19 protein-coding genes are annotated in these 19773 nt (G+C 64.1%); 14 read left to right on the top strand and 5 right to left on the bottom strand.

Annotation, left to right across the window (positions count from 1 at the left end):
• Positions 1 to 56: 56 nt before the first annotated feature.
• Both ABD884_RS16185 and ABD884_RS16180 read right to left on the bottom strand, forming a co-directional pair.
• Positions 57 to 311: an acyl-CoA carboxylase epsilon subunit gene (locus ABD884_RS16185; RefSeq protein ID WP_345047898.1), complete on the bottom strand. Its 255-nt coding sequence runs from the start codon at positions 309 to 311 to the stop codon at positions 57 to 59.
• Positions 308 to 1891, bottom strand: coding sequence for an acyl-CoA carboxylase subunit beta (locus ABD884_RS16180; protein ID WP_345047893.1), 1584 nt, complete (start codon positions 1889 to 1891; stop codon positions 308 to 310). The genes ABD884_RS16185 and ABD884_RS16180 overlap by 4 nt, the downstream gene beginning before the upstream one ends.
• A gap of 211 nt (positions 1892 to 2102) precedes the next feature.
• Between ABD884_RS16180 and ABD884_RS16175 the strand changes: the two genes are divergently transcribed.
• From ABD884_RS16175 to ABD884_RS16130, 10 genes are all read left to right on the top strand, one after another.
• Positions 2103 to 3008: an SDR family oxidoreductase gene (locus tag ABD884_RS16175; RefSeq protein ID WP_345047888.1), complete on the top strand. Its 906-nt coding sequence runs from the start codon at positions 2103 to 2105 to the stop codon at positions 3006 to 3008.
• A gap of 47 nt (positions 3009 to 3055) precedes the next feature.
• The gene (locus ABD884_RS16170) at positions 3056 to 3964 is read left to right on the top strand and encodes a biotin--[acetyl-CoA-carboxylase] ligase (protein WP_345047886.1); all 909 of its coding nucleotides are present in this window, start codon (positions 3056 to 3058) and stop codon (positions 3962 to 3964) included.
• Positions 3957 to 4592: a PH domain-containing protein gene (locus ABD884_RS16165; protein ID WP_345047881.1), complete on the top strand. Its 636-nt coding sequence runs from the start codon at positions 3957 to 3959 to the stop codon at positions 4590 to 4592. Before ABD884_RS16170 ends, ABD884_RS16165 begins: the two co-directional genes overlap by 8 nt.
• Positions 4582 to 5745, top strand: a complete 1164-nt coding sequence (locus tag ABD884_RS16160) for an adenylate/guanylate cyclase domain-containing protein (protein ID WP_345047875.1) — start codon at positions 4582 to 4584, stop codon at positions 5743 to 5745. Before ABD884_RS16165 ends, ABD884_RS16160 begins: the two co-directional genes overlap by 11 nt.
• A gap of 106 nt (positions 5746 to 5851) precedes the next feature.
• A complete protein-coding gene (locus ABD884_RS16155) occupies positions 5852 to 6661 on the top strand; it encodes a PP2C family protein-serine/threonine phosphatase (protein WP_345047870.1) in 810 nt (269 codons plus the stop codon).
• Positions 6662 to 6752: 91 nt separating this feature from the next.
• Positions 6753 to 7367, top strand: coding sequence for a hypothetical protein (locus tag ABD884_RS16150; protein WP_345047867.1), 615 nt, complete (start codon positions 6753 to 6755; stop codon positions 7365 to 7367).
• Positions 7368 to 7402: 35 nt separating this feature from the next.
• A complete protein-coding gene (locus tag ABD884_RS16145; protein ID WP_345047864.1) occupies positions 7403 to 8062 on the top strand; it encodes a dihydrofolate reductase family protein in 660 nt (219 codons plus the stop codon).
• Between the two features lie 71 nt (positions 8063 to 8133).
• On the top strand, positions 8134 to 10395 hold the full coding sequence (ligA, locus tag ABD884_RS16140) for an NAD-dependent DNA ligase LigA (RefSeq protein ID WP_376953458.1): 2262 nt from the start codon (positions 8134 to 8136) through the stop codon (positions 10393 to 10395).
• Positions 10392 to 11225, top strand: coding sequence for an inositol monophosphatase family protein (locus tag ABD884_RS16135; RefSeq protein ID WP_345047861.1), 834 nt, complete (start codon positions 10392 to 10394; stop codon positions 11223 to 11225). The genes ligA and ABD884_RS16135 overlap by 4 nt, the downstream gene beginning before the upstream one ends.
• Positions 11222 to 12379, top strand: coding sequence for an AAA family ATPase (locus ABD884_RS16130; RefSeq protein WP_345047858.1), 1158 nt, complete (start codon positions 11222 to 11224; stop codon positions 12377 to 12379). The genes ABD884_RS16135 and ABD884_RS16130 overlap by 4 nt, the downstream gene beginning before the upstream one ends.
• A 35-nt stretch (positions 12380 to 12414) precedes the next feature.
• Here the strand turns inward: ABD884_RS16130 and ABD884_RS16125 are convergent, their stop codons facing one another.
• A complete protein-coding gene (locus ABD884_RS16125; RefSeq protein WP_345047854.1) occupies positions 12415 to 13770 on the bottom strand; it encodes an LLM class flavin-dependent oxidoreductase in 1356 nt (451 codons plus the stop codon).
• A gap of 342 nt (positions 13771 to 14112) precedes the next feature.
• On the opposite strand from ABD884_RS16125, the gene ABD884_RS16120 reads away from it, so the two are divergent.
• Together ABD884_RS16120 and ABD884_RS16115 are read left to right on the top strand one after the other, a co-directional pair.
• Positions 14113 to 14625 carry a GNAT family N-acetyltransferase gene (locus tag ABD884_RS16120; RefSeq protein ID WP_345047849.1) on the top strand — a complete coding sequence of 171 codons (513 nt, stop codon included), beginning with the start codon at positions 14113 to 14115 and terminating at the stop codon, positions 14623 to 14625.
• A gap of 64 nt (positions 14626 to 14689) precedes the next feature.
• Positions 14690 to 15082, top strand: coding sequence for a RidA family protein (locus ABD884_RS16115; protein ID WP_345047846.1), 393 nt, complete (start codon positions 14690 to 14692; stop codon positions 15080 to 15082).
• Positions 15083 to 15133: 51 nt separating this feature from the next.
• On the opposite strand, the gene ABD884_RS16110 is transcribed toward ABD884_RS16115, so the two are convergent.
• Together ABD884_RS16110 and ABD884_RS16105 are read right to left on the bottom strand one after the other, a co-directional pair.
• Complete coding sequence (locus ABD884_RS16110; RefSeq protein WP_345047843.1) at positions 15134 to 15808, bottom strand: response regulator; 675 nt, start codon at positions 15806 to 15808, stop codon at positions 15134 to 15136.
• Positions 15805 to 17604, bottom strand: coding sequence for a sensor histidine kinase (locus ABD884_RS16105; protein ID WP_345047838.1), 1800 nt, complete (start codon positions 17602 to 17604; stop codon positions 15805 to 15807). Before ABD884_RS16105 ends, ABD884_RS16110 begins: the two co-directional genes overlap by 4 nt.
• Positions 17605 to 17824: 220 nt before the next feature.
• Between ABD884_RS16105 and ABD884_RS16100 the strand changes: the two genes are divergently transcribed.
• Together ABD884_RS16100 and gatC are read left to right on the top strand one after the other, a co-directional pair.
• A complete protein-coding gene (locus ABD884_RS16100) occupies positions 17825 to 19327 on the top strand; it encodes a CitMHS family transporter (protein WP_345047830.1) in 1503 nt (500 codons plus the stop codon).
• Positions 19328 to 19472: 145 nt separating this feature from the next.
• Complete coding sequence (gene gatC / locus ABD884_RS16095; protein ID WP_028266499.1) at positions 19473 to 19769, top strand: Asp-tRNA(Asn)/Glu-tRNA(Gln) amidotransferase subunit GatC; 297 nt, start codon at positions 19473 to 19475, stop codon at positions 19767 to 19769.
• Positions 19770 to 19773 lie beyond the last annotated feature (4 nt).

Below are 19773 nucleotides of genomic sequence, written 5' to 3'. Positions count from 1 at the left end.
CGTTGTGAGCCTTCAAAACGACAACAAATGCGAGTCAGTTGGGTCAGCGCGCCGCTTCAGCCCCGGCTGCGCTTCCAGGCGCCCGGTCCCGGAGTGGGCTCCATGCGCAATTGCTGCCGCCGCAGCCAGTGCCGCGCACTGGGTCTGGGGGTCTCGGTTTGTTCCGGCGCTCCGAGGGAGGCGACGACGGCGGCAAGCGCCGCGAGCTCTTCCGGCGTCGGGTCTCCCTTGACCACCGAAAGCAACGGCTTGGCCGGCCCCACTTCGGTGGAATCAGGCCCGGAGTCGGGGATGTTTTGTTCGGCGCTCACAGCGGGATATTTCCGTGCTTCTTGGTGGGCAGGCTGGCGCGCTTGTCGCGGAGCGCCCGGAGGCCCTTGATGATCTGCAGGCGGGTTTCCGACGGCGCGATGACGGCGTCGACGTAGCCAAGCTCGGCAGCCTGGTAGGGGTTGAGGAGTTCTTCCTCGTACTGGCGGATGATTTCGGCCCGCTTGCCCTCGACGTCGCCGCCGGCCTCGGCGACGGCGGCAAGATCGCGGCGGTACAGGATGTTGACGGCACCCTGGGCGCCCATGACGCCGATCTGTGCCGTGGGCCAGGCCAGGTTGAGGTCGGCGCCGAGCTTCTTGGATCCCATCACGATGTACGCTCCGCCGTAGGCTTTGCGGGTGATAACCGTCAGCTTGGGCACGGTAGCCTCGGCGTAGGCGTAAAGCAGCTTGGCTCCGCGGCGGATGATGCCCTGGAACTCCTGGTCCTTACCGGGTAGGAAGCCGGGGACGTCCACCAGGGTGATGATGGGAACGTTGAAGGCGTCACAGTGGCGGACAAAGCGGGCTGCCTTTTCCGAAGCGGCGATGTCCAGCGTGCCCGCGAACTGCATGGGTTGGTTCGCCACGATGCCAACGGTGTGGCCTTCAACCCGGCCGTAGCCGATGATCACGTTGGGGGCGTAGAGCGACTGCATCTCAAGGAAATGGGCGTCATCGACAATCTGCTCGATGACCTTGCGCATGTCGTAGGGGTGGTTGGCCGAGTCCGGGATGAGAGTGTCCAGGGTGAGGTCGTCGTCGTCGAGCTCCAGTTCCTGCTCGTGCTCCAGGACGGGGGCCTCGGAGAGGTTGTTGGACGGGAGGAAGTCGAGGAGTTCGCGGACGAACTCGATCGCGTCGGCTTCGTCGCTGGCGAGGTAGGTGGAGGTGCCGGTGGTGGCGTTGTGCTGGCGGGCGCCGCCGAGGGTTTCCATGTCTACGTCTTCGCCGGTCACGGTCTTGATGACGTCGGGGCCGGTGATGAACATATGCGATGTCTTGTCCACCATCACCACATAGTCGGTGAGGGCGGGGGAGTAGGCGGCGCCACCCGCGCAGGGGCCCATGATGAGGGAAATCTGGGGAACGACGCCGGAGGAATGGACGTTGTTGCGGAAGATATCCGCGAACATGGCCAGCGAGGCGACGCCTTCCTGGATACGGGCGCCCCCGCCGTCGTTGATTCCGACCATGGGGCAGCCGTTGCGGAGGGCGAACTCCTGGACCTTGACGATCTTCTCGCCGTTGACCTGACTCAGGGAGCCGCCGTAGACGCTGAACTCCTGGCTGTAGATGGCTACCAGCCGGCCATCCACGGTGCCGTAGCCTGAGACCACCCCATCGCCGAGGGGCTTCTTCTTCTCCATGCCGAATGCGGTGGAGCGGTGGACGGCCAAGGCGTCGAACTCGACGAACGAGCCCTCGTCAAGGAGCATGTCGATGCGTTCGCGGGCGGTGTTCTTGCCGCGGGCATGCTGCTTCTCGATGGCTTCGGGGCCGGAGGGTTGTTCTGCACGGGCCTGGCGGTCGCGGAAGTCGGCAATCTTTCCCGCTGTCGTTGTCAGATCGTGGCTCATTAAATGTCTCCGGCTCTGTAGCTGATTTATGCTGGCACTGCTTCGTTAGGCATGCGCTCTTAAGTAGCATCCGTACAACGTGCTGGCCCTGTTGGCTAGTCTAATGACGCAAAAGCCCCGGACCGCTGTAGAAACCCTACAATTTTCCGACTTCAAGTCGAGCATCGAGCTATGTTACTCACTAGTAACATAGCTGGGCTACAGTATCCTCATGACCTCAAGCAACGATGCTTCTGCAAGCCCTGCCCTTCCCTATCAGGCGCGTGAATCACTGGAGGGCCGCACCCTCCTGATGTCCGGCGGAAGCCGCGGCATCGGCCTGGCAATCGCCACCCGCGCAGCCCGCGACGGCGCCAACATCGTTCTCCTGGCCAAAACCGGGAAACCCCACCCCAAGCTGCAAGGAACGGTCTTCACGGCCGCTGAGCAACTGGAAGCAGCCGGCGGACAGGCGCTACCGCTCGTCGGGGATGTCCGTAACGACGACGACGTCGCCGCGGCGGTTGCCGCCGCCGTTGAACGCTTCGGCGGAATCGACATCGTCGTCAACAACGCCTCGGCCATCGATCTCTCCCGAACTGACGCGATCGACATGAAGCGCTACGACCTCATGCAGGACATCAACGTCCGCGGCACCTTCCTGCTGTCCAAGCTGGCGCTGCCCGCCCTGCGGAAATCCGGCAACGCCCATATTCTGACCCTTTCCCCGCCCCTGAACCTCGACCCGAAGTGGGCAGGCATGCACCTGGCCTACACCATGGCCAAATACGGCATGAGCCTGACCACCTTGGGCCTGGCCGAAGAGCTCAAGAACGACGGCGTGGCGGTCAACTCCCTGTGGCCTTGCACCCTGATCGACACCGCCGCCATTCGAAACATGCCTGGCGGGGAACAGATTGTCCAAGCCGCCAGGGGTCCCCGAATCATGGCCGACGCGGCCCACGCCGTTCTGACCGGCTCGCACTTGGCCGGGTCCAATCCGAACGGCGGTTCAGCAAGTGATACGGGCAACTTCTACACCGACGAACAAGTATTGAAGGCCGCGGGAGTTGAAGACTTCAGACCCTATAGCTTGGGAGCCCCGGAGGCGAAGCTGGTGCCGGACATCTTCCTCTAAGCGGACAACTTCTTCCGGGACCTGCTTGGCTCGATAGGATTCTCTCTATGGATGTCGAACAGCCCGCCAGCAGTGAACCACGTGCCCCGCGCCCGGGCCTGGACCGCGACGCCCTGCTTCACCCCGGTTTCCTCGCGGCCGCTGGTATTCCGCAGCTGAAGATCGTGGAGACCACCGGCTCCACCAACGCTGACCTGCTTCGCGCCGTCACCACAGAGCCCAAGGAATGGGCCGACCTCGCCGTGCTTACCGCGGAGCACCAAACAGCGGCGCGGGGCAGGCTCGACCGCCACTGGGAATCTCCCGCACGTTCGGCGATTTCCGTTTCGATCGTCCTGCGTCCCGTCAACGCCCAAGGCCTGCCGGTCCCGACCCAGAGCTACTCCTGGCTTTCCCTGCTGGGCGCGCTGGCCCTGCGTGAGACCCTCCTGGAAACCGCAAGCCTGCCCGCCGAAATCAAGTGGCCCAACGACGTCCTGGTCAGGGGCAAGAAGATCGCCGGCATCCTTGCCCAAATGGGACCGATGGGGGATGGTTCGGTCCCCGCCGTGATCCTGGGTACCGGCCTCAACGTGACGCTCGAGCAGGACGAATTGCCCGTTCCGACCGCGACGTCTCTCCTGCTCGAAGGCGCCTCCACCACGGACCGCACCGTACTTCTCCAGAACTATTTGTCCCGTTTCGCAGCGCTCTACCGCAGTTTCTGCAATGCCGACGGCGACCCCACGGCAGGACTGGCAGGCGGCTCTTCCCTCCACAAACGGGTTGAAGCTGTCATGGTCACTTTGGGACGCGAAGTGAAAGCGCATTTGCCGGGCGATCACGAATTGGTGGGACACGCCTCCCGGCTGGATGAGTACGGGTCCCTTTTGGTGGTGGACCATGGTGGCCACGAGCACGTGGTGACCGCCGGCGACGTCGTCCATCTCAGGGCTACCGAAAGCGGCTATGCGTAAAGAGCTCCTGCGTGGGGAGCAAGTCATCGTGATCACGCGGCAACAGCCAAGGATGCTCATTGGTCCCGTCCTGGCATTCATCCTTGTCCCGGCTGCATCGGCGTTCGCGTGTGCCTGGATAGTCAAGGGCGGACCGGGCAAGCTACTTCCCGTGATCACGAGTGAGTGGAACCAATGGCTGGTGGGTGCGTGCCTGGCTGTTGTTGCGATAGTGCTGCTCGGCTACAGCCTCCCTGCCTTCATCCGCTGGCGCGGCATACGTTACATTCTGACAAGCGGGCGAATAGTTGCCCGTTTTGGAATGCTTCGCAGGGGCGACTGGCAGGTGCCTCTGGCTGCGGTGCGTAGCGTGGGGATCAAACAATCGCTGCTCCAACGGATATTGCGCTCCGGGAATATATCCTTGGATACCGGGCACCCCGGCGATGCCGTCCTGACGGATGTCCCGGAGGTCGGCACGTTCAGGAGCTTCATTCTGGACGCCATGGCCGAGCTTCCAGCGAGTGTCCGCTTTGAGTCCGGCCGCGCGACGGGAACCGGCGATGATGGCGACTTTAGTGGGCCAACCGGCTATCCGGATGCCGCGTTGCCCTGGCATATGAGAGAAGGTGGAAGAGATGAGCGTTGACGAGCAGGAGCCTGAGTACATGGACCACGAGCCCGACGCCGTGTCCGAACCTTCCGTGGACCAAGCAGTAACGGGGGCCCTCCCGGTCGTCTCTGCGCCAACCGGCGCCTTGTCTGCTGAACGTGTTGCCATCAAGGCCCTTGAAAGCAGGCTGCTGGGCGGCGAACGCAAACTCCGGCGACGCGAAGTGGCTGCTGGAGCAGGCGTCTCGTTGTTGTCAGCCCGCAAACTTTGGCGAGCACTTGGATTCCCTAACTTCGGTGACCAGGATGTGGCGTTCACCGAGCGGGACCTCGCGGCCCTTTCGACCATCCTTGACCTCGTCCGCGCCGGAAAGCTCACTGAGGAAGCTGCCATTTCCGTGACGCGCGCCATCGGGCAAATGACCGACCGGATGGTGGTGTGGCAAGTTGAAGCGCTGATCGAGGACATGGTGGTGCAGCAAGGCATTCCCGACGCCGTTGCCCGCAAACAGCTGGTCAATGAACTGCCCAACCTCGTCGATGCCATGGAAGAGATCCTGTTGTACTCGTGGCGCCGTCAGATGAACGCCGGCGTGCAGCGGCTGGCCGTCCGTGCCGAGGCCGGCCTGCAGGCCAGCGAGGCAGGCCGCGAAGGGGACGAAGACGATGCGCCCTTGCCGTTGGCCCGCGCCGTCGGTTTTGCCGACCTTGTCTCCTACACGAGCCTGTCGCGCCGCATGAACGAGAAGACCCTGGCGCAGTTGGTCCAGCGTTTCGAGAACAAATGTGCGGAGATCATTTCCATCGGCGGCGGACGCCTCGTCAAAACCGTTGGCGATGAAGTGCTCTACATTGCCGAAACACCGGCGGCCGGTGCCGAAATCTCCTTGGCGCTCGCCCAAGCTTTCACCGAGGACGAAATCCTCCCGGAAGCCCGCGTGGCCATGGTTTGGGGGCGCATCCTTTCCCGGCTCGGCGATATCTACGGGCCCACGGTGAACCTCGCGGCGCGCCTCACAGCCTTGGCGGAGCCAGGAACGGTTCTGGTCGATGAGATGACGGCGGGGGCCCTGGGCCAGGACGAACGGTTCGTTCTGGTGCCGCAGAGGGCTGAAAACGTCCGCGGTTTCGGGGAAATCCTCCCCGTCCGGTTGGAGCGCGGTCTTGGCAAGGGCCTTGTTCTCGACTGATCCCCGAAGGGACACAGGCCTTGGGGATGACTCCCGGATCGTGGCATAGTCGTCTCCGCAGCCCAGGGGACCGCTTGGGCAACCGTTCCATCCACCGAGGACAAGAATGAATTCGCCGTCCGCAGCAACCGCACCCGAGCCGGGATTGACACTGGCCTTTGGCTGCCGGACAGACCGCGGCCTCGTTAGGGAGCTCAACGAAGACTCCCTCCTTGCGGCGGACCCGGTCTTCGCGGTGGCTGATGGCATGGGCGGACACGAGGCAGGCGAGGTCGCCAGCGAATTATGTGTGAAGACGCTCCGCCACATGCCCCCGTTGGCGGCGGGCGTCCGATCCTCCACCGCGGTTGCCCTGCAAGAGTGCATCTTGGCCGCCGACGCCCGGATCCGGAATGCTACCGGTGGCCGGGCGGGAACGACGCTGTCCGGCGTGGTCGTCGTCGAGCAGTTCGGCGTCCCCTACTGGCTGGTGATGAACATTGGAGATTCCCGGACCTACCGGCTGAGCCAAGGCCTGTTCACCCAGATCAGCGTGGACCACTCGGAGGTCCAGGAACTCGTGGAAACCGGAAGCCTTACGCAGGAAGAGGCCGCCGTTTACCCGCGTCGCCATGTCATCACGCGGGGATTAGGTACCGGAGACGCTACCGAGGCCGATTTCTGGTTGCTGCCCATCCTGGACGGGGACCGGATTTTGGTGTGTTCGGACGGTCTCAGCGGAGAACTGGACGACGAACACCTGTCCCGGATTCTTGGGACGGTGGCCGACCCCCAAGCGGCTGCGGATGCTCTGATTGAGGCTGCGCTGCGCGGCGGCGGACGCGACAACGTCACCGCGATCGTGGTGGATGCCAGGCTCACGATCAGCGACTCCAAAAGTACCGGTACTCGCTCATCTCACGAGCGCCGAGGGTGACGGGATTTGCGACACGCCCGGACTTTGTAGGAAGATTCCGGTCAATACCACCCCAACTCCGGGCGGCCTGTGCCGCCCTGCAGAGGTAAACATGACCCAACGTTCTTCCGCGCGCCTTGGCGGCGCGCCCCGTGCTGCCGTGCGTCGCCCGTTCTCCGTTGCCCTCACGGGCATGGCCATGGCCATGATGATGTGTGCATTCCCGTTGCTTTCGGCCCACGCCGAGACCGTCGGCCCTCCCGGCCAAGGACAAGTTTCGCAGTCGCCCGAGGCGCCACCGGCTCCGAGCCCTGCTCCCGTGCCTGCCCAGTCGACGCCAGCGCCCAGCACGCCGGTCCCGCCTGCACCGGTCGTCGAGCCGGTTCAACCCGCCCTCGTGGTGCCGGTGCCCGCCGCGCCCGTACCCATGACACAGGTGACGGTGGAACCGGAACCCAGCGTGGCGACGTCGGAGGCTCCTGTGGCCTCCAGCCCGGCGACCCCGTCGGACAGCCCGACGACGAGCAGCGCCTCGCCGTCGGCTTCGTCCAACTGGAACACCCCCATCCAGGACGGACTCAACGCCACCCAAGCGGCCTCGGTGAGCGGCACTTCCGGGCCGGGTTCGGACATGTTCGCGGTGGTTGCCATCATGGGCGGCGTGCTCTTGGTGGCGGCAGGCGGCATTGCTTTCGCTTTATGGAGCCGGCACCGGTTCTCGCACTAAGGTGATTGCAAAAGGCAAGCACTTCAGGAGATGACATGTCCCTCGTCCGTGTGCATAACTTCTCAGTCTCCCTCGACGGCTTCGGCACTGGCGAGGGCCAGCAACTCGACGCTCCATTCGGTCACGCAGGCTCACGGCTCATGGAGTGGGCTTTCGGGACGCGCACCTTCCGCGAGATGGGCATCCACGGGGAGTCGGAGGGATCCTTCGGCGTAGACGACGCGTTCGCCAGCAGATGGGGGCCCGGGATCGGCGTGGAGATCATGGGGCGCAACAAATTCGGCCCTCAACGCGGTCCCTGGGAGGACGAGGAATGGAAGGGATGGTGGGGCGACGACCCTGTCTTCCACACCCCTGTGGTTGTTCTGACACACCATCCTCGGCCGGTACTCGAGATGGCAGGCGGAACAACCTTCCACTTCGTTGACGCCGACCCCGTCTCCGCGCTTAAGCAGGCCCGCGCCCTGGCCGGCGACCTCGACGTCCGGATCGGTGGCGGCGTCAGCACGATTCGACAGTTCCTCGACGCCGATCTGATCGACCACATGCACATCGTGGTCGTGCCAATCGTCCTGGGCCGGGGCGAACGCCTCTGGGATGGACTCGAAGGACTCGAACAACGCTTTGAAATCGAAGCGACCCCTTCTCCCCATGGAGTTCTCCATCTGGTCTTCACTCGCCGCACGGCAGGGTAGGCCTACCTGGGAGCCGCAACGGCAGGCACGTCATCCGCCATGGAGGCCGTGGATTGCGGCAAGATAGGTACGTGAGCACAGCAGAGAGCGAAACCGCAGTTCCAACCGAATCCGTACGGGAAGAGTACGAAAACTTGGCGGATCTCGTCCGCAAGTACCGCTACGCGTACTACCAGGAAGATGCCCCGACGGTCTCGGATGCCGAGTTCGACTCCCTGTATCGCCGCCTCGAGGAACTCGAAGCCCTGCATCCCGAGCTCGTTTCCAACGACTCTCCTACGCAGGAAGTGGGCGGCGAGGTCGCCGCGGCATTTGCCGCCGTCCCGCACCTTCAGAGGATGTACAGCCTGGAGGATGTCTTCTCGCTCGACGAGTTGGAAACGTGGGTCCGCCGGGCTGAGGCTTCGGTCGAAAAGCTGGGCACCACGGCTTCCCGCGTCGCGTGGCTGACGGAGCTGAAGATCGACGGCTTGGCCGTGAACCTGCTCTACCGCGACGGCAAGCTGGTGCGCGCCGCCACGCGCGGAGACGGAACCACAGGCGAGGACATCACCCACAACGTGCTCACCATCAAGGAAATCCCGCGCCAACTGAGCGGCGGCGGATTTCCCTCCGAGGTGGAAATCCGCGGTGAAGTCTTCATTCCGTCCAAGGCTTTCGCCGAATTCAACGAGGCGCTCATCCAGGCCGGTAAGGCGCCACTTGCCAATCCCCGCAATGCCGCGGCAGGTTCGTTGCGCCAAAAGGACCCCGCAGAAACGGCCAAGCGTCCGTTGCGGATGTTCGTCCATGGCATCGGCGCGCGCGAAGGCCTCGCTTCCGTGAGTCAGTCCGAAACGTACAAACTGCTGGGGGAATGGGGCCTTCCGATCAGCCCGTACCTGAAGGTCCTGGGCTCCCTTGAGGAAGTCCTGGACTTCATCAAGCATTTCGGCGAGCATCGGCACGACCTCCTGCACGAGATCGACGGCATCGTGGTCAAGATCGACGATTTCGCTACGCAGCGTGCGCTCGGTTATACCTCGCGGGTGCCGCGTTGGGCCGTTGCCTACAAATACCCGCCGGAGGAAGTCCACACCAAGCTGCTGGACATCCAAGTCAACGTCGGCCGCACCGGCCGCGTGACTCCCTACGGGGTGATGGAACCCGTCAAGGTCGCCGGATCCACCGTGGAGATGGCCACCCTGCACAACCAGGATGTGGTGAAGGCCAAGGGCGTGATGATCGGCGACATCGTGGTGCTGCGCAAGGCCGGCGATGTCATCCCGGAGATTGTCGGGCCGGTGCTGGCGTTGCGTGACCAGCAGGATCCTCCCGTGCGCGAGTTCGTGATGCCCACGGAATGCCCGTCCTGCCACACACCCCTGGCTCCAGCCAAGGAAGGCGATGTCGACATCCGCTGTCCCAACGCGAAGTCCTGCCCATCGCAACTGCGTGAGCGTGTCTTCCATGTGGCGAGCCGTGGCGCGTTCGACATCGAGGCTTTGGGCTGGGAAGCAGCCATCGCGCTCACGCAACCCGAGGAACCGGAAACTCCGCCCCTGCGCAACGAGGCGGCCTTGTTCAGCCTCAGGCCGGAAGACCTCGCCGACGTGCGCATCCGCCGCGAGAAGCGTTCGAAGGGCGTGGGCACGGGCACCTTCGAACTCGTGCCGTACTTCTACTCCAAGGCCACTGCCAAGACTCCCTCGAAACCCACGGCCACTACGGAAAAACTGTTCAAAGAACTCGAGAAAGCCAAGACGCAGCCCCTTTGGCGCGTCCTTGTTGCCCTGTCCATCCGGCACGTCGGGCCCACCGCGTCAAGGGCCTTGGCCACTGCCCTGGGGAGCATGGACGCCATCAGAGCCGCCTCCGAGGAGGAACTAGCCAACGTTGACGGGGTAGGGCCGACCATCGCCGCGGCGCTCAAGGAATGGTTTGCCGTGGACTGGCACCGGGAGATCGTGGACAGCTGGGCCGCCGCCGGCGTCCGCATGGTTGACGAACGCGACGCCGGTGTCCAGCGGAACCTGGAGGGCCTCACCATCGTGGTGACGGGCTCCCTGCCCACCTTGAGCCGGGACGAAGCCAAGGAAGCCATCATCATCCGGGGCGGCAAGGCGGCGGGCTCGGTGTCCAAGAACACCAGTTACGTCGTGGCGGGAGAGAATGCAGGCACCAAGCTGGATAAGGCTGAACAGCTCGGTATCCGGGTGCTGGACGAGGACGGTTTCAAGGCATTGCTCGACGGCGTGCTGGAACCTGCCGGCGGGGCCGGCCCAGACGACGAAGACGCAGCTGTTGCCGCGGGCGAAAGTGTTGCCCTGGCTGAAATGGAGGACTCCGAATGACCGCCGAGGTTTTGAATCTTCTCGCCGTTGCCCGGGCGGCGGCTGCAGCCGGTGCACAGGTACTGGCCGGCCGGCCCTCGGGCCCCAACACGGCGGGGAGCCTCGGCGTCGTGAACAAGGGCGACGCCGGCGACTGGGTGACGGCTTTCGACGTCGCGGCCGAGAACGCCGTGCGGGAGGCCATTACCGCCGAACGCCCGCACGACACCATTACCGGGGAAGAGCACGGGACGACCCGGCCCGAGCAGCCCAGCGGCTATCGCTGGTCGATCGACCCGTTGGACGGGACCACCAACTTCATCCGCAACATCGTCTACTACGCCACGTCCGTGGCGGTTGCCGATGCCGACGGCGACTGGCTGGCCGGCGTCGTCAACGCCCCGGCACTGGGGCGTGTCTACTCGGCCGCCCGCGGCCACGGAGCCTGGCTCGAGGAAAATGGCCAACGCACCCAACTGAGCGGACCGCTCGCTGGCCGCACCGGGCTGATCGTTGCCTCCGGGTTCAGCTACGATCCCGGCACAAGGGCTGAGCAGTTCGCCGGGCTCGGGAACCTCATGGAAGGCTTCGCGGATCTCCGTCGTCTCGGCTCTGCCGCGCTGGACCTCTGTCTCGTCGCCGACGGAACGCACGACGCTTTCGGGGAGCGTGGGCTCAACGAGCACGACTACGCGGCGGGCGCTTTGATCGCAGAGGAAGCCGGCTGCTGGGTCCGCCGTCCGCGATTGACCAGCCCGCTGGATGGCGGTCCAACGGACGCTGAGCGGCTGGAAGCCTGGACCTGCGCTGGGACCTTGGAACTGTCGGGCAAGTTGTGGACCCTTCCGTGATAAGGACACTGGCCATTTCCAATTACCGCTCCATCCGGGACCTGACCATGGAGTTGCATGGCCTGGACCTGGTCACCGGTTCCAACGGCAGTGGCAAATCCTCGCTGTACCGTGCCTTGCGGCTCTTGTCCGAGTGTGCCGGGAGCGACTCAGGGGGTGTGGTGGGGTCACTGGCCCGCGACGGAGGACTCAACTCAACGCTTTGGGCCGGACCTGAAACCATCAGTGAAGCCATGCGGCGAGGCGAAGTACCGGTGCAGGGAACTGTCCGGAAGGAGTCCGTGAACCTGAAACTGGGTTTTGCCGGGGACGACTTCGGCTATCTGGTCGACCTCGGGCTCCCGGCTCCAGGAGCGGAGTCGGCGTTCAACCTCGACCCGGAGATCAAGCGCGAACAGGTTTTTTCCGGCCCCGTAGCCAGACCCGGGTCGGTGCTGGTGGAGCGCAAGGGGGCCATCGCCCGCCTGCGAGGCGCCAAGGGTGAGTGGACGGAGCTCTCCCGGCGCCTGCATGCTTACGAAAGCATGCTCACTGAACTCTCCGACCAGGACAGGGCCCCCGAAGTGCTCAGGGTCCGGGACATGGTGCGGTCCTGGCGGTTCTACGACCATTTCCGCACCGACCATGAAGCTCCGGCCCGCCAGGCCCAAATCGGTACAAGGACTCCCGTACTCCACCATTCCGGGTGGGACCTTGCGGCGGCCTTGCAGACGCTCCACGAGACGGGCCAGAGCGGTCTGCTCGAGGACGCGATTTGCAGCGCTTTCCCGGGCAGTAAGCTCCGTATCGCCGTCGTCGAAGGCCGCTTCAGCGTCGAACTCCAACAGCCGGGCATGCTGCGGCCAATGGCGGCCTCCGAACTATCGGATGGCACCCTTCGCTACCTCATGCTCGTTGCAGCCTTGCTGACACCGCGGCCGCCGGAACTCATGGTGCTCAACGAGCCCGAAACCAGCCTGCACACAGAGCTGATTCCGGCGCTGGCCCGGCTCATTGTCCAGGCCAGCGAAAGCAGCCAGATGATTGTGGTCTCGCATTCTGCATCGCTGATCGCCGCCCTGAGGAAAAGCGGACGCGCGCACCAACACGAGCTTTACAAGGACGTGGGCGAGACCAAGATCAAGGACCTGGGCGCTTTGGAAGGGCCGCCCTAGTATTGGCCCAGTCGCTGACTCCTGTCCCGGATTCATCAGGCTAGGCCTCCGGTAAGCGGCTCCACCTCCGAGAACCGAGCGGTGGGACGATCCAAGCCGTAGTGTTCGCGGAGTGTGCTGCCGGTGTATTCATTGCGGAACAGGCCCCGCTGGCGCAGCACTGGCACCACTTGCTCAACAAAGGTTTCGAGACCTGTCGGCAGCACGGGCGGCATGATGTTGAAGCCATCGGCGGCGCCGTTTTCGAACCACAATTGAATTGCATCGGCCACTTGCTCCGGCGTTCCGGCGAAAGTCAGGTGGCCGCGGCCGCCTCCCAGCCTGCCGATCAGTTGGCGGACGGTGAGGCTTTCCCGGCGGGCAAGCTCCACAATGAGTGTGTAGCGGCTCTTGGCGCCTTCGATTGAGTCCTCGTCCGGAAGATCGGCCGGAAGCGGGCGGTCCAACGGTAAGTCCTCCGGCTTCACGCGGAGGGTCTTGGCCAGTTCGGCCTTCGCGTATTCGGGCCGAATGAGTTCGTCCAACTCCCGTTCCAGGCGCAACGCTTCAGCCTGCGTAGAGGCGATCACGGGGACAATGCCCGGGAGGATCTTGATGCTGTCAGCCAGCCGGCCAAGCGCTACGGTCCGGGCCTTCAGGTCTGCGTAAAATGCCTGTGCATCCCCCAATGTTTGCTGGGCGGTGAATACGGCTTCGGCGTACCTTGCCGCCAGGCCTTTGCCGTTCTCGGAGGAGCCGGCTTGGACAATCAGGGGGTGGCCTTGGGGCGAGCGCGGTACATTGAGCGGGCCGCGGACCCGGAAGTGCTTGCCAACGTGATTGATCGGCCGGACCTTGGCTGAGTCTGCCCAGACGCCTGCTTCCTTGTCTGCCAGCACGGCGTCGTCATCCCAGCTGTCCCACAGCTTGGCGGCAACATCGAGGAATTCTGCTGCCCGTTCATAACGCGTGGCGTGGGCGGGCTGGTCATCGATACCAAAGTTTCGTGCGGCTTCCGGGCCTGCTGTGGTGACCACGTTCCAGCCAGCCCTTCCGCCGCTGACGAAGTCCACCGAGGCGAAGCGCCGGGCCAGGTTGAAGGGGTCGTTGTACGTGGTGGACGCGGTGGCGATGAGGCCGATCCTTTCCGTCGCGGCCGCAATGGCCGTGAGCAGCACGGTTGGTTCCAGCTTGCCCGCGGGGCGGCGTCCGACGTCGCCGAAGATCACGGGGGAGTCGGCGAAGAAGATCGAGTCAAAAGTGCCGCGCTCCGCAATCCGTGCGAGGTTCTGGTAGTGCCGGATGTCCGTGCTGGCGAGCGGGTTGCTTTCGGGCAGCCGCCATGACGCCTCGTGATGGCCTGTGCTCATGAGGAATGCGTTGAGGTGGAGCGTGCGTTGCTGCGGGCTCATGTGTGGGTCCTTTCAAGTTGTCTTGGCTGCCAATCAACCACGCAACAAGCTGGGCGCGCCAGCACGGCGAAACCTTTCCGCAACAGCAGGAAACCGGGCTTCATGGCCAGCAACCAGGCTCAATCTGGCGCAATGGAAAGCAATGTTAGCCGAGGGCAATATTGGTGAGCCGTCCCTGACGCACGCTCACCTATGCGGGGTAATTCCTCGACGCTCCTTCACCTATATCTGAACCCGCCAACGAACGCCGGCGCATATCTGGGTGAGCCTCGGGGTGATAGCTCGGTCACGGAAACGACCCTTTGGCGCCCTTGGCCCCGCGGACGCGACTACCATGGATCAGTGCATTCGCAGATTACCGTCCGTCCCGCCCTGCCCAAAGACTACGACGCCGTAGCCCGCATCACGATGTCGTCTTATGTGACCGCCGGATACTACGGCAGCCCGGATCACCCATATTTGGAGAAGCTCCGAGATGTGGCCGGCCGTGCCCGGCATGCCGATGTTTTCGTCGCCGAGCGCGATGGACAAGTCATTGGTTCCGTCACATCAGTCAAGGCAGGCGGCGACTTTTCGGACATTGGCCTCCCGGACGAACTCGAAATGCGCACCTTGGTGGTTGACCCGGATGTTCAGCGCTCCGGAGCAGGCCGGGCGCTCGTGCAGGCAGTAGTCGAGCAGGCCCGGATCACGGAGGGCATCAACGCCGTTTCCCTCACCACTGGGGCCACATGGGAAAGCGCCAATGCACTCTACGCCAAGACCGGTTTTGTGCGGAAACCGGAGCGCGACTGGTTTGTTCCTGGAACTGACATAAAGCTGTTTGTTTACCGACAGGATGTCCGTCAGCCATAGAGTTTCTTGGTAAACCCGATCGCTCTTGAAGGCAGATGGGTGCGGAAACTGAGAAAGGCGCAGCATGCGTAAGACATTCGGCACGGGATCGGTCTGGGAGCAGACCCTTGGATACTCCCGGGCAGTCCAGGTGGACAATACCCTCTTCATTTCGGCCACGGCGGCGTCCGGAACCGTTGATGGCAAGAACGCGATTGTGGGGGATGACTTCTACTCGCAGACCAAGTACATCCTCGAGAAGCTCGAAACCGTCCTGGCCGATGCCGGATTCTCCTATGAGGACGTGGTGCAGTCCAAGTTGTACCTGACCGACATTAGCAAGTGGGAAGATGCCGGCCGCGCACACGGCGAGATCTTCGGCGAGATCCGGCCCACCCTCTCGTTGGTCCACGTCCTGCCGTTCCTTGATCCGGAAATGCTGGTCGAAATCGAGCTGGTAGCCCAGAAGAGCGCCTGAGTAGCCCAACTAACTCGCAGTTGTTGTCGTTTTGACGCCTCAGAACGACATCTATTGCGAGTTAGTTGGGGAGGGGACGCCATAGCGATGTTCCGGGCGGCCCGTGGCGCCGTACCTCAATTGGATCTCGACGGCGCCATCATCGGCCAGCGAGGAGAGGTACCGTTGTGCCGTGGCCCGTGAGACACCCACCCGTTCTGCCACTTCCACCGCGGAATATTGCGCCCCCGGGGCCAACGAATCCAACACGGACGCTTCGGTCGCCGAGCGCGGCTTGCCCGACGGCGCCACGTCACCGGCGATGAGCGACCGCTTGGCCCGCTCGATAGTTTCCTGGTCCACGGCATGCTGCTTGCCGAGGATCCGCCGGAATCTGGCATAGGAACGCAGCTGCTGCGACAGCGACTCGGCAGTGAACGGCTTCAGGAGATACGCCAAAGCCCCGCGGCGCAGGGCCGTCCGGATGGACGCAGCATCCGAAGCCGCGGTCAGCATCATGGCATCCACATCGAGTTGGCCCAGAAGATCCAGGCCTGAACCGTCCGGCAGGTAAACGTCCAGCAACACGAGGTCCGGCCGGAGGCTGTGCACCGCCTGCAACGCCTGTGTGGTGGATCCCGCCGGAGCCAAGGCAAGGAAGCCGGCCACTGAATCCACATAGGCGGCGTGGAGCTTGGCGACGTGGAAGTCATCATCCACAATCAAGACCCTGAAGTCTTCGCTCATTGTTGTCCTTCCGTGGGTTCGGCCGAGGTGGAGAGGGCGGCTGGCGCGGCGTCGTCCGGAGTTCCGGTGACTCTGGGCATGGTGGCCATGAAGACGGCGCCAGGACCACCGGGGGAGCCGGGTTCCAGGACGCGCACGTCGCCACTGCGACGCCGGGCGAGTTGCCGGACCAATGCGAGGCCCAGTCCCTGGCCACCCGCGCTGGCCATTCCGCCGCCAGTGGGCTCCGCCGTCGTGAATCCTTCCACGAACACCCTTTCGCGCTCGATGCCGCGCAGACCGTCGCCGGAGTCCGCGACGACGATGTGCAGCGTGCCGCCGTCGGGCCCCGGTTCGTCGAGCAGCTCAAGCTCTACCCAGCGTTGCGTGGAAGAGCCGGCCACGGCGGCGTTGACGGCGTTGTCGATCAGGTTGCCGAGAACCGTGGTGACGTCCTGCGGCTCGGTGACATGGCCGCGCACGAGAGTCTCCGGACCGATCCGCAAAGCCACGCCTCGCTCGTCCGCCTCCACGCCCTTCGCTCCGACGAAAGCCTGCAGATAGGGATCCTGGAGGAGCTCGGCTTGCTGCACCGGAAACTTCAGCGGACCGGTGGCTGAGATCCTGGCGAGATAGTCTTTGGCCTGGCCGTGTTGGCCGATGCTCAAGAAGCCGGCGATCGTGTGAAGCTGGTTCGCGAACTCGTGACGCTGGGCTCGCAATGCGGCCGACATGGTGCCGACAGCGTCGAGCTGGCGGGTCAACTGCTGCAGTTCGGTGCGGTCGCGGAGCATGACGACCCAGCCGAGATCCTCTTGACGGTGCAGCGCCTTGCGGGCGTTGGCAACCAGGACCCGGCCACCGGCGACGATTTCGACGGCTTCGGCGTCGTGCGCCGAGGGCTGGGTAAGGGCCTTCAATTGTGCCGGCACGTCAGCATCCGCCCAGCTGCTGCCCGTCAGGACATGTCCGTTGGTGGAGCCATTCCGGGAGGCGTCACTGTGGGCGGGGGAGCTCGGGGTTGCCGGTGCGTCCGGGATGTCTAGCAGTCGCCTCGCCGCAGCGTTGAAGACCGTAATGCGGCCGTCGGCGGAAATCCCGATCACGCCGTCGTCGACGCCTTGCAGCACGGCCACTTGATCATGCACCAGGGTGCTGATCTCTTCGGGTTCGAGCCCCAGGGTCAGCCGTTGCAAGCGTCGACGCATGAGGAACGATGCAAGGGCGCCGACAGCCAGGGAGCCTGCCGCCGTGAGGGCAATGGGGACGATGTCCTCGCCGAGGCTTTGGCCGAGCGATTCCATCGAGTAGCCCACACTGACTTCGCCCACTACGGAGGTGGCGGAGCCTGGTGCATAGACCGGAACCTTCGCACCGGCGGACGGCCCCAGGGTGCCGGTGTTTCGTGTGGTGACTTCCTTTCCGGCCAGGGCATCCGAGGGATCCGTACTGACCCGTTCGCCAAGCCTGGCCCGGTCCGGGTGGGCCAACCGCAGGCCCGTCTCGTCCGTGACGACCACGAACAACGCTCCCGTGCGCCCCCTTGCAGCCTCGGCGGTGGCCTGGATGGGTCCCGCTGCGAGTTCCGCGGCCGGCGGGGTTCCCGGTTCCCTGCTGATGGCTTGGACTTCGGAACGGATCACGGGGTCCGAGGCCACAGTTCGCGCCAACGTCAGTGCGTGCCTTTCCGCTTCTGCACCGATGCGGCCGTAGACGAGCCACGCGTGGACCGTACCACTGAGCAGCACCACCAAGAGGACGACGCCGAGCTGGAGGAGCAGGGTCTGCGTCGAGAAGCGCGGGGCAAGCTTGGGCATCCTGCCTCCTTCGGCGGGGATCGGGCGGCCGGAGGGGCGGCGGCGCTGTTTCTCGAGGGCTATCTCTCCATTGAAGCACTGAGCACAATGAGCAAAATGCTCTCAATCAGCAGTATGTCCATCAAATCCCGCAAACGCCTTGTTGTGAGCGCGGCCACTATACGTTCTGTATCGCGCATCACATCGAGGTGGTGCCATTCACTGATGTAAGGAGCCGGCTGTGCTGGTATTGCTTGGATTCGCAATGATTGCGGTGTTCATGGTCCTGATCATGACTAAGAAGTTGACGCCCGTTCTGGCGCTGATCATCGTCCCCACCATCTTCGGACTGTTTGCCGGTGCCGGCCTTGGCATCGGAAGCATGGTGATGGACTCGATGAAGTCAATGACGTCGACGGCCGCCCTCCTGATGTTCGCGATCGTGTACTTCGGACTGATGATCGATGTGGGGCTGTTCGACCCGCTCGTGAAGTTCATTCTCCGCAAGCTCGGCAACGACCCCGCCAAAGTGGTGCTCGGCACCGCCATCCTGGCCGCCGCCGTATCGCTCGACGGCGACGGCTCCACCACCTTCATCCTCACCACGGCCGCGATGCTGCCCGTCTACCTCCGCTTGAAGATGAGCCCCGTGGTCCTGACCTGCGTGGCTGGCCTGGCGAACGGCACCATGAACATCCTGCCGTGGGGTGGCCCAACGGCCCGCGCAGCCACCGCCCTCAAGATCGACGTCAACGACGTCTTTGTTCCCATGGTCCCCTCCCTCATCGTGGGCCTCGTGGTCGTCTTCGTGTTCTCTTGGCTGTTGGGCCTGCAGGAACGCAACCGCCTTCGCGCCGCGGCCCCCGAGATCTGGGGCGACGCCTCCGACGCCGGTGACGTGTTCGACGGCGGCACGCACGACGGCGGCACGGGCGGCGGGTCTGCGGGCGGCGGGTCTGCGGGAGGCGGGTCTGCGGGCGGCGGGTCGGGCTCGAGCCGCACCGCCGCCAAGCCTGGCACCGGCGGAAGCGCCGGCGTCGGCGTCCTCGAACGCAGCGAAACGCCGGTTGACCTCGCCGACACGGGCCTGACCGACACCGCGCTGGATCCCCAGCGCAAGACCCTGCGACCCAAGCTCTTCTGGTTCAACCTCGGCCTGACGGTCGCCGTGATGGTCATGCTCGTGGCCAACCTGGTGCCCCTGCCCTACGTCTTCATGGTGGGTTCCGCCATTGCCCTGCTGGTGAACTTCCCCAAGGTCAAGGAACAGGGCGCACAGTTGGTGGCCCACGCGCCGTCCATCGTGGCCGTGGTCAGCATGGTCATGGCAGCGGCCGTCCTCACGGGCGTCCTCAACGGCACCGGCATGGTCAAGGAGATGTCCGCGTGGCTGGTCCACATCATCCCCGCCGAGATGGGTCCGTTCATGGCCGTCATTACCGGTCTGCTCAGCATCCCCATGACGTTCTTCATGAGCAACGACGCCTTCTACTTCGGCGTCCTGCCGGTCCTGAGCGAAACCGCCGCGCACTACGGCGTCAGCGGCGCGGAAATGGCCCGCGCCTCCATCACCGGCCAGCCATTCCACCTCCAGAGCCCTTTGGTCCCGGCGATCCTGCTCCTGGTATCCCTCGCCAAGGTGGAACTGGGAGACCACCACAAAAAGGTCCTCTGGCGCACCGCGGTGATCTCGGTCGTCATGCTCGCGGTGGGCATGCTGACGGGTGCCATCGGCATCGGGTAACAAAGCAATCGCCCGCACCAAGCAACGCGGGGTCACTTACGGCCCATCCGGACCTCCGGATGGGCCGTAAGTGACCCCGCGTCGTTCGTTGTCCAACCAACGTAGACTAGTCCGGAAAACCATTTGAACTTTGCAGGGGAGATCCATGGCTGCGATCAACCGTGACGACGTCGCGCATCTTGCGCGTCTGGCTCACATTGAAATGAGTGCCGAAGAGCTGGACAGGATGGCCGGCGAGCTTGCCGTCATCGTGGAATCGGTGAAGTCCGTCAGCGAAGCCGCCGGGGACGATGTCCCGGCCACGTCCCATCCGATTCCGTTGACCAATGTGTTCCGTGAGGATGTCGTGGGCCACACATTCACTGCCGAGCAGGCGTTGTCAGGGGCTCCGGATTCCTTCGAGGGCCGTTTCAAGGTTCCGGCAATCCTGGATGAGGACTAAACGA

The organism is Arthrobacter methylotrophus (genome assembly GCF_039539965.1).
GTDB lineage: Bacteria > Actinomycetota > Actinomycetes > Actinomycetales > Micrococcaceae > Arthrobacter > Arthrobacter methylotrophus.
This window is presented reverse-complemented; position numbering and strand designations above follow the sequence as displayed.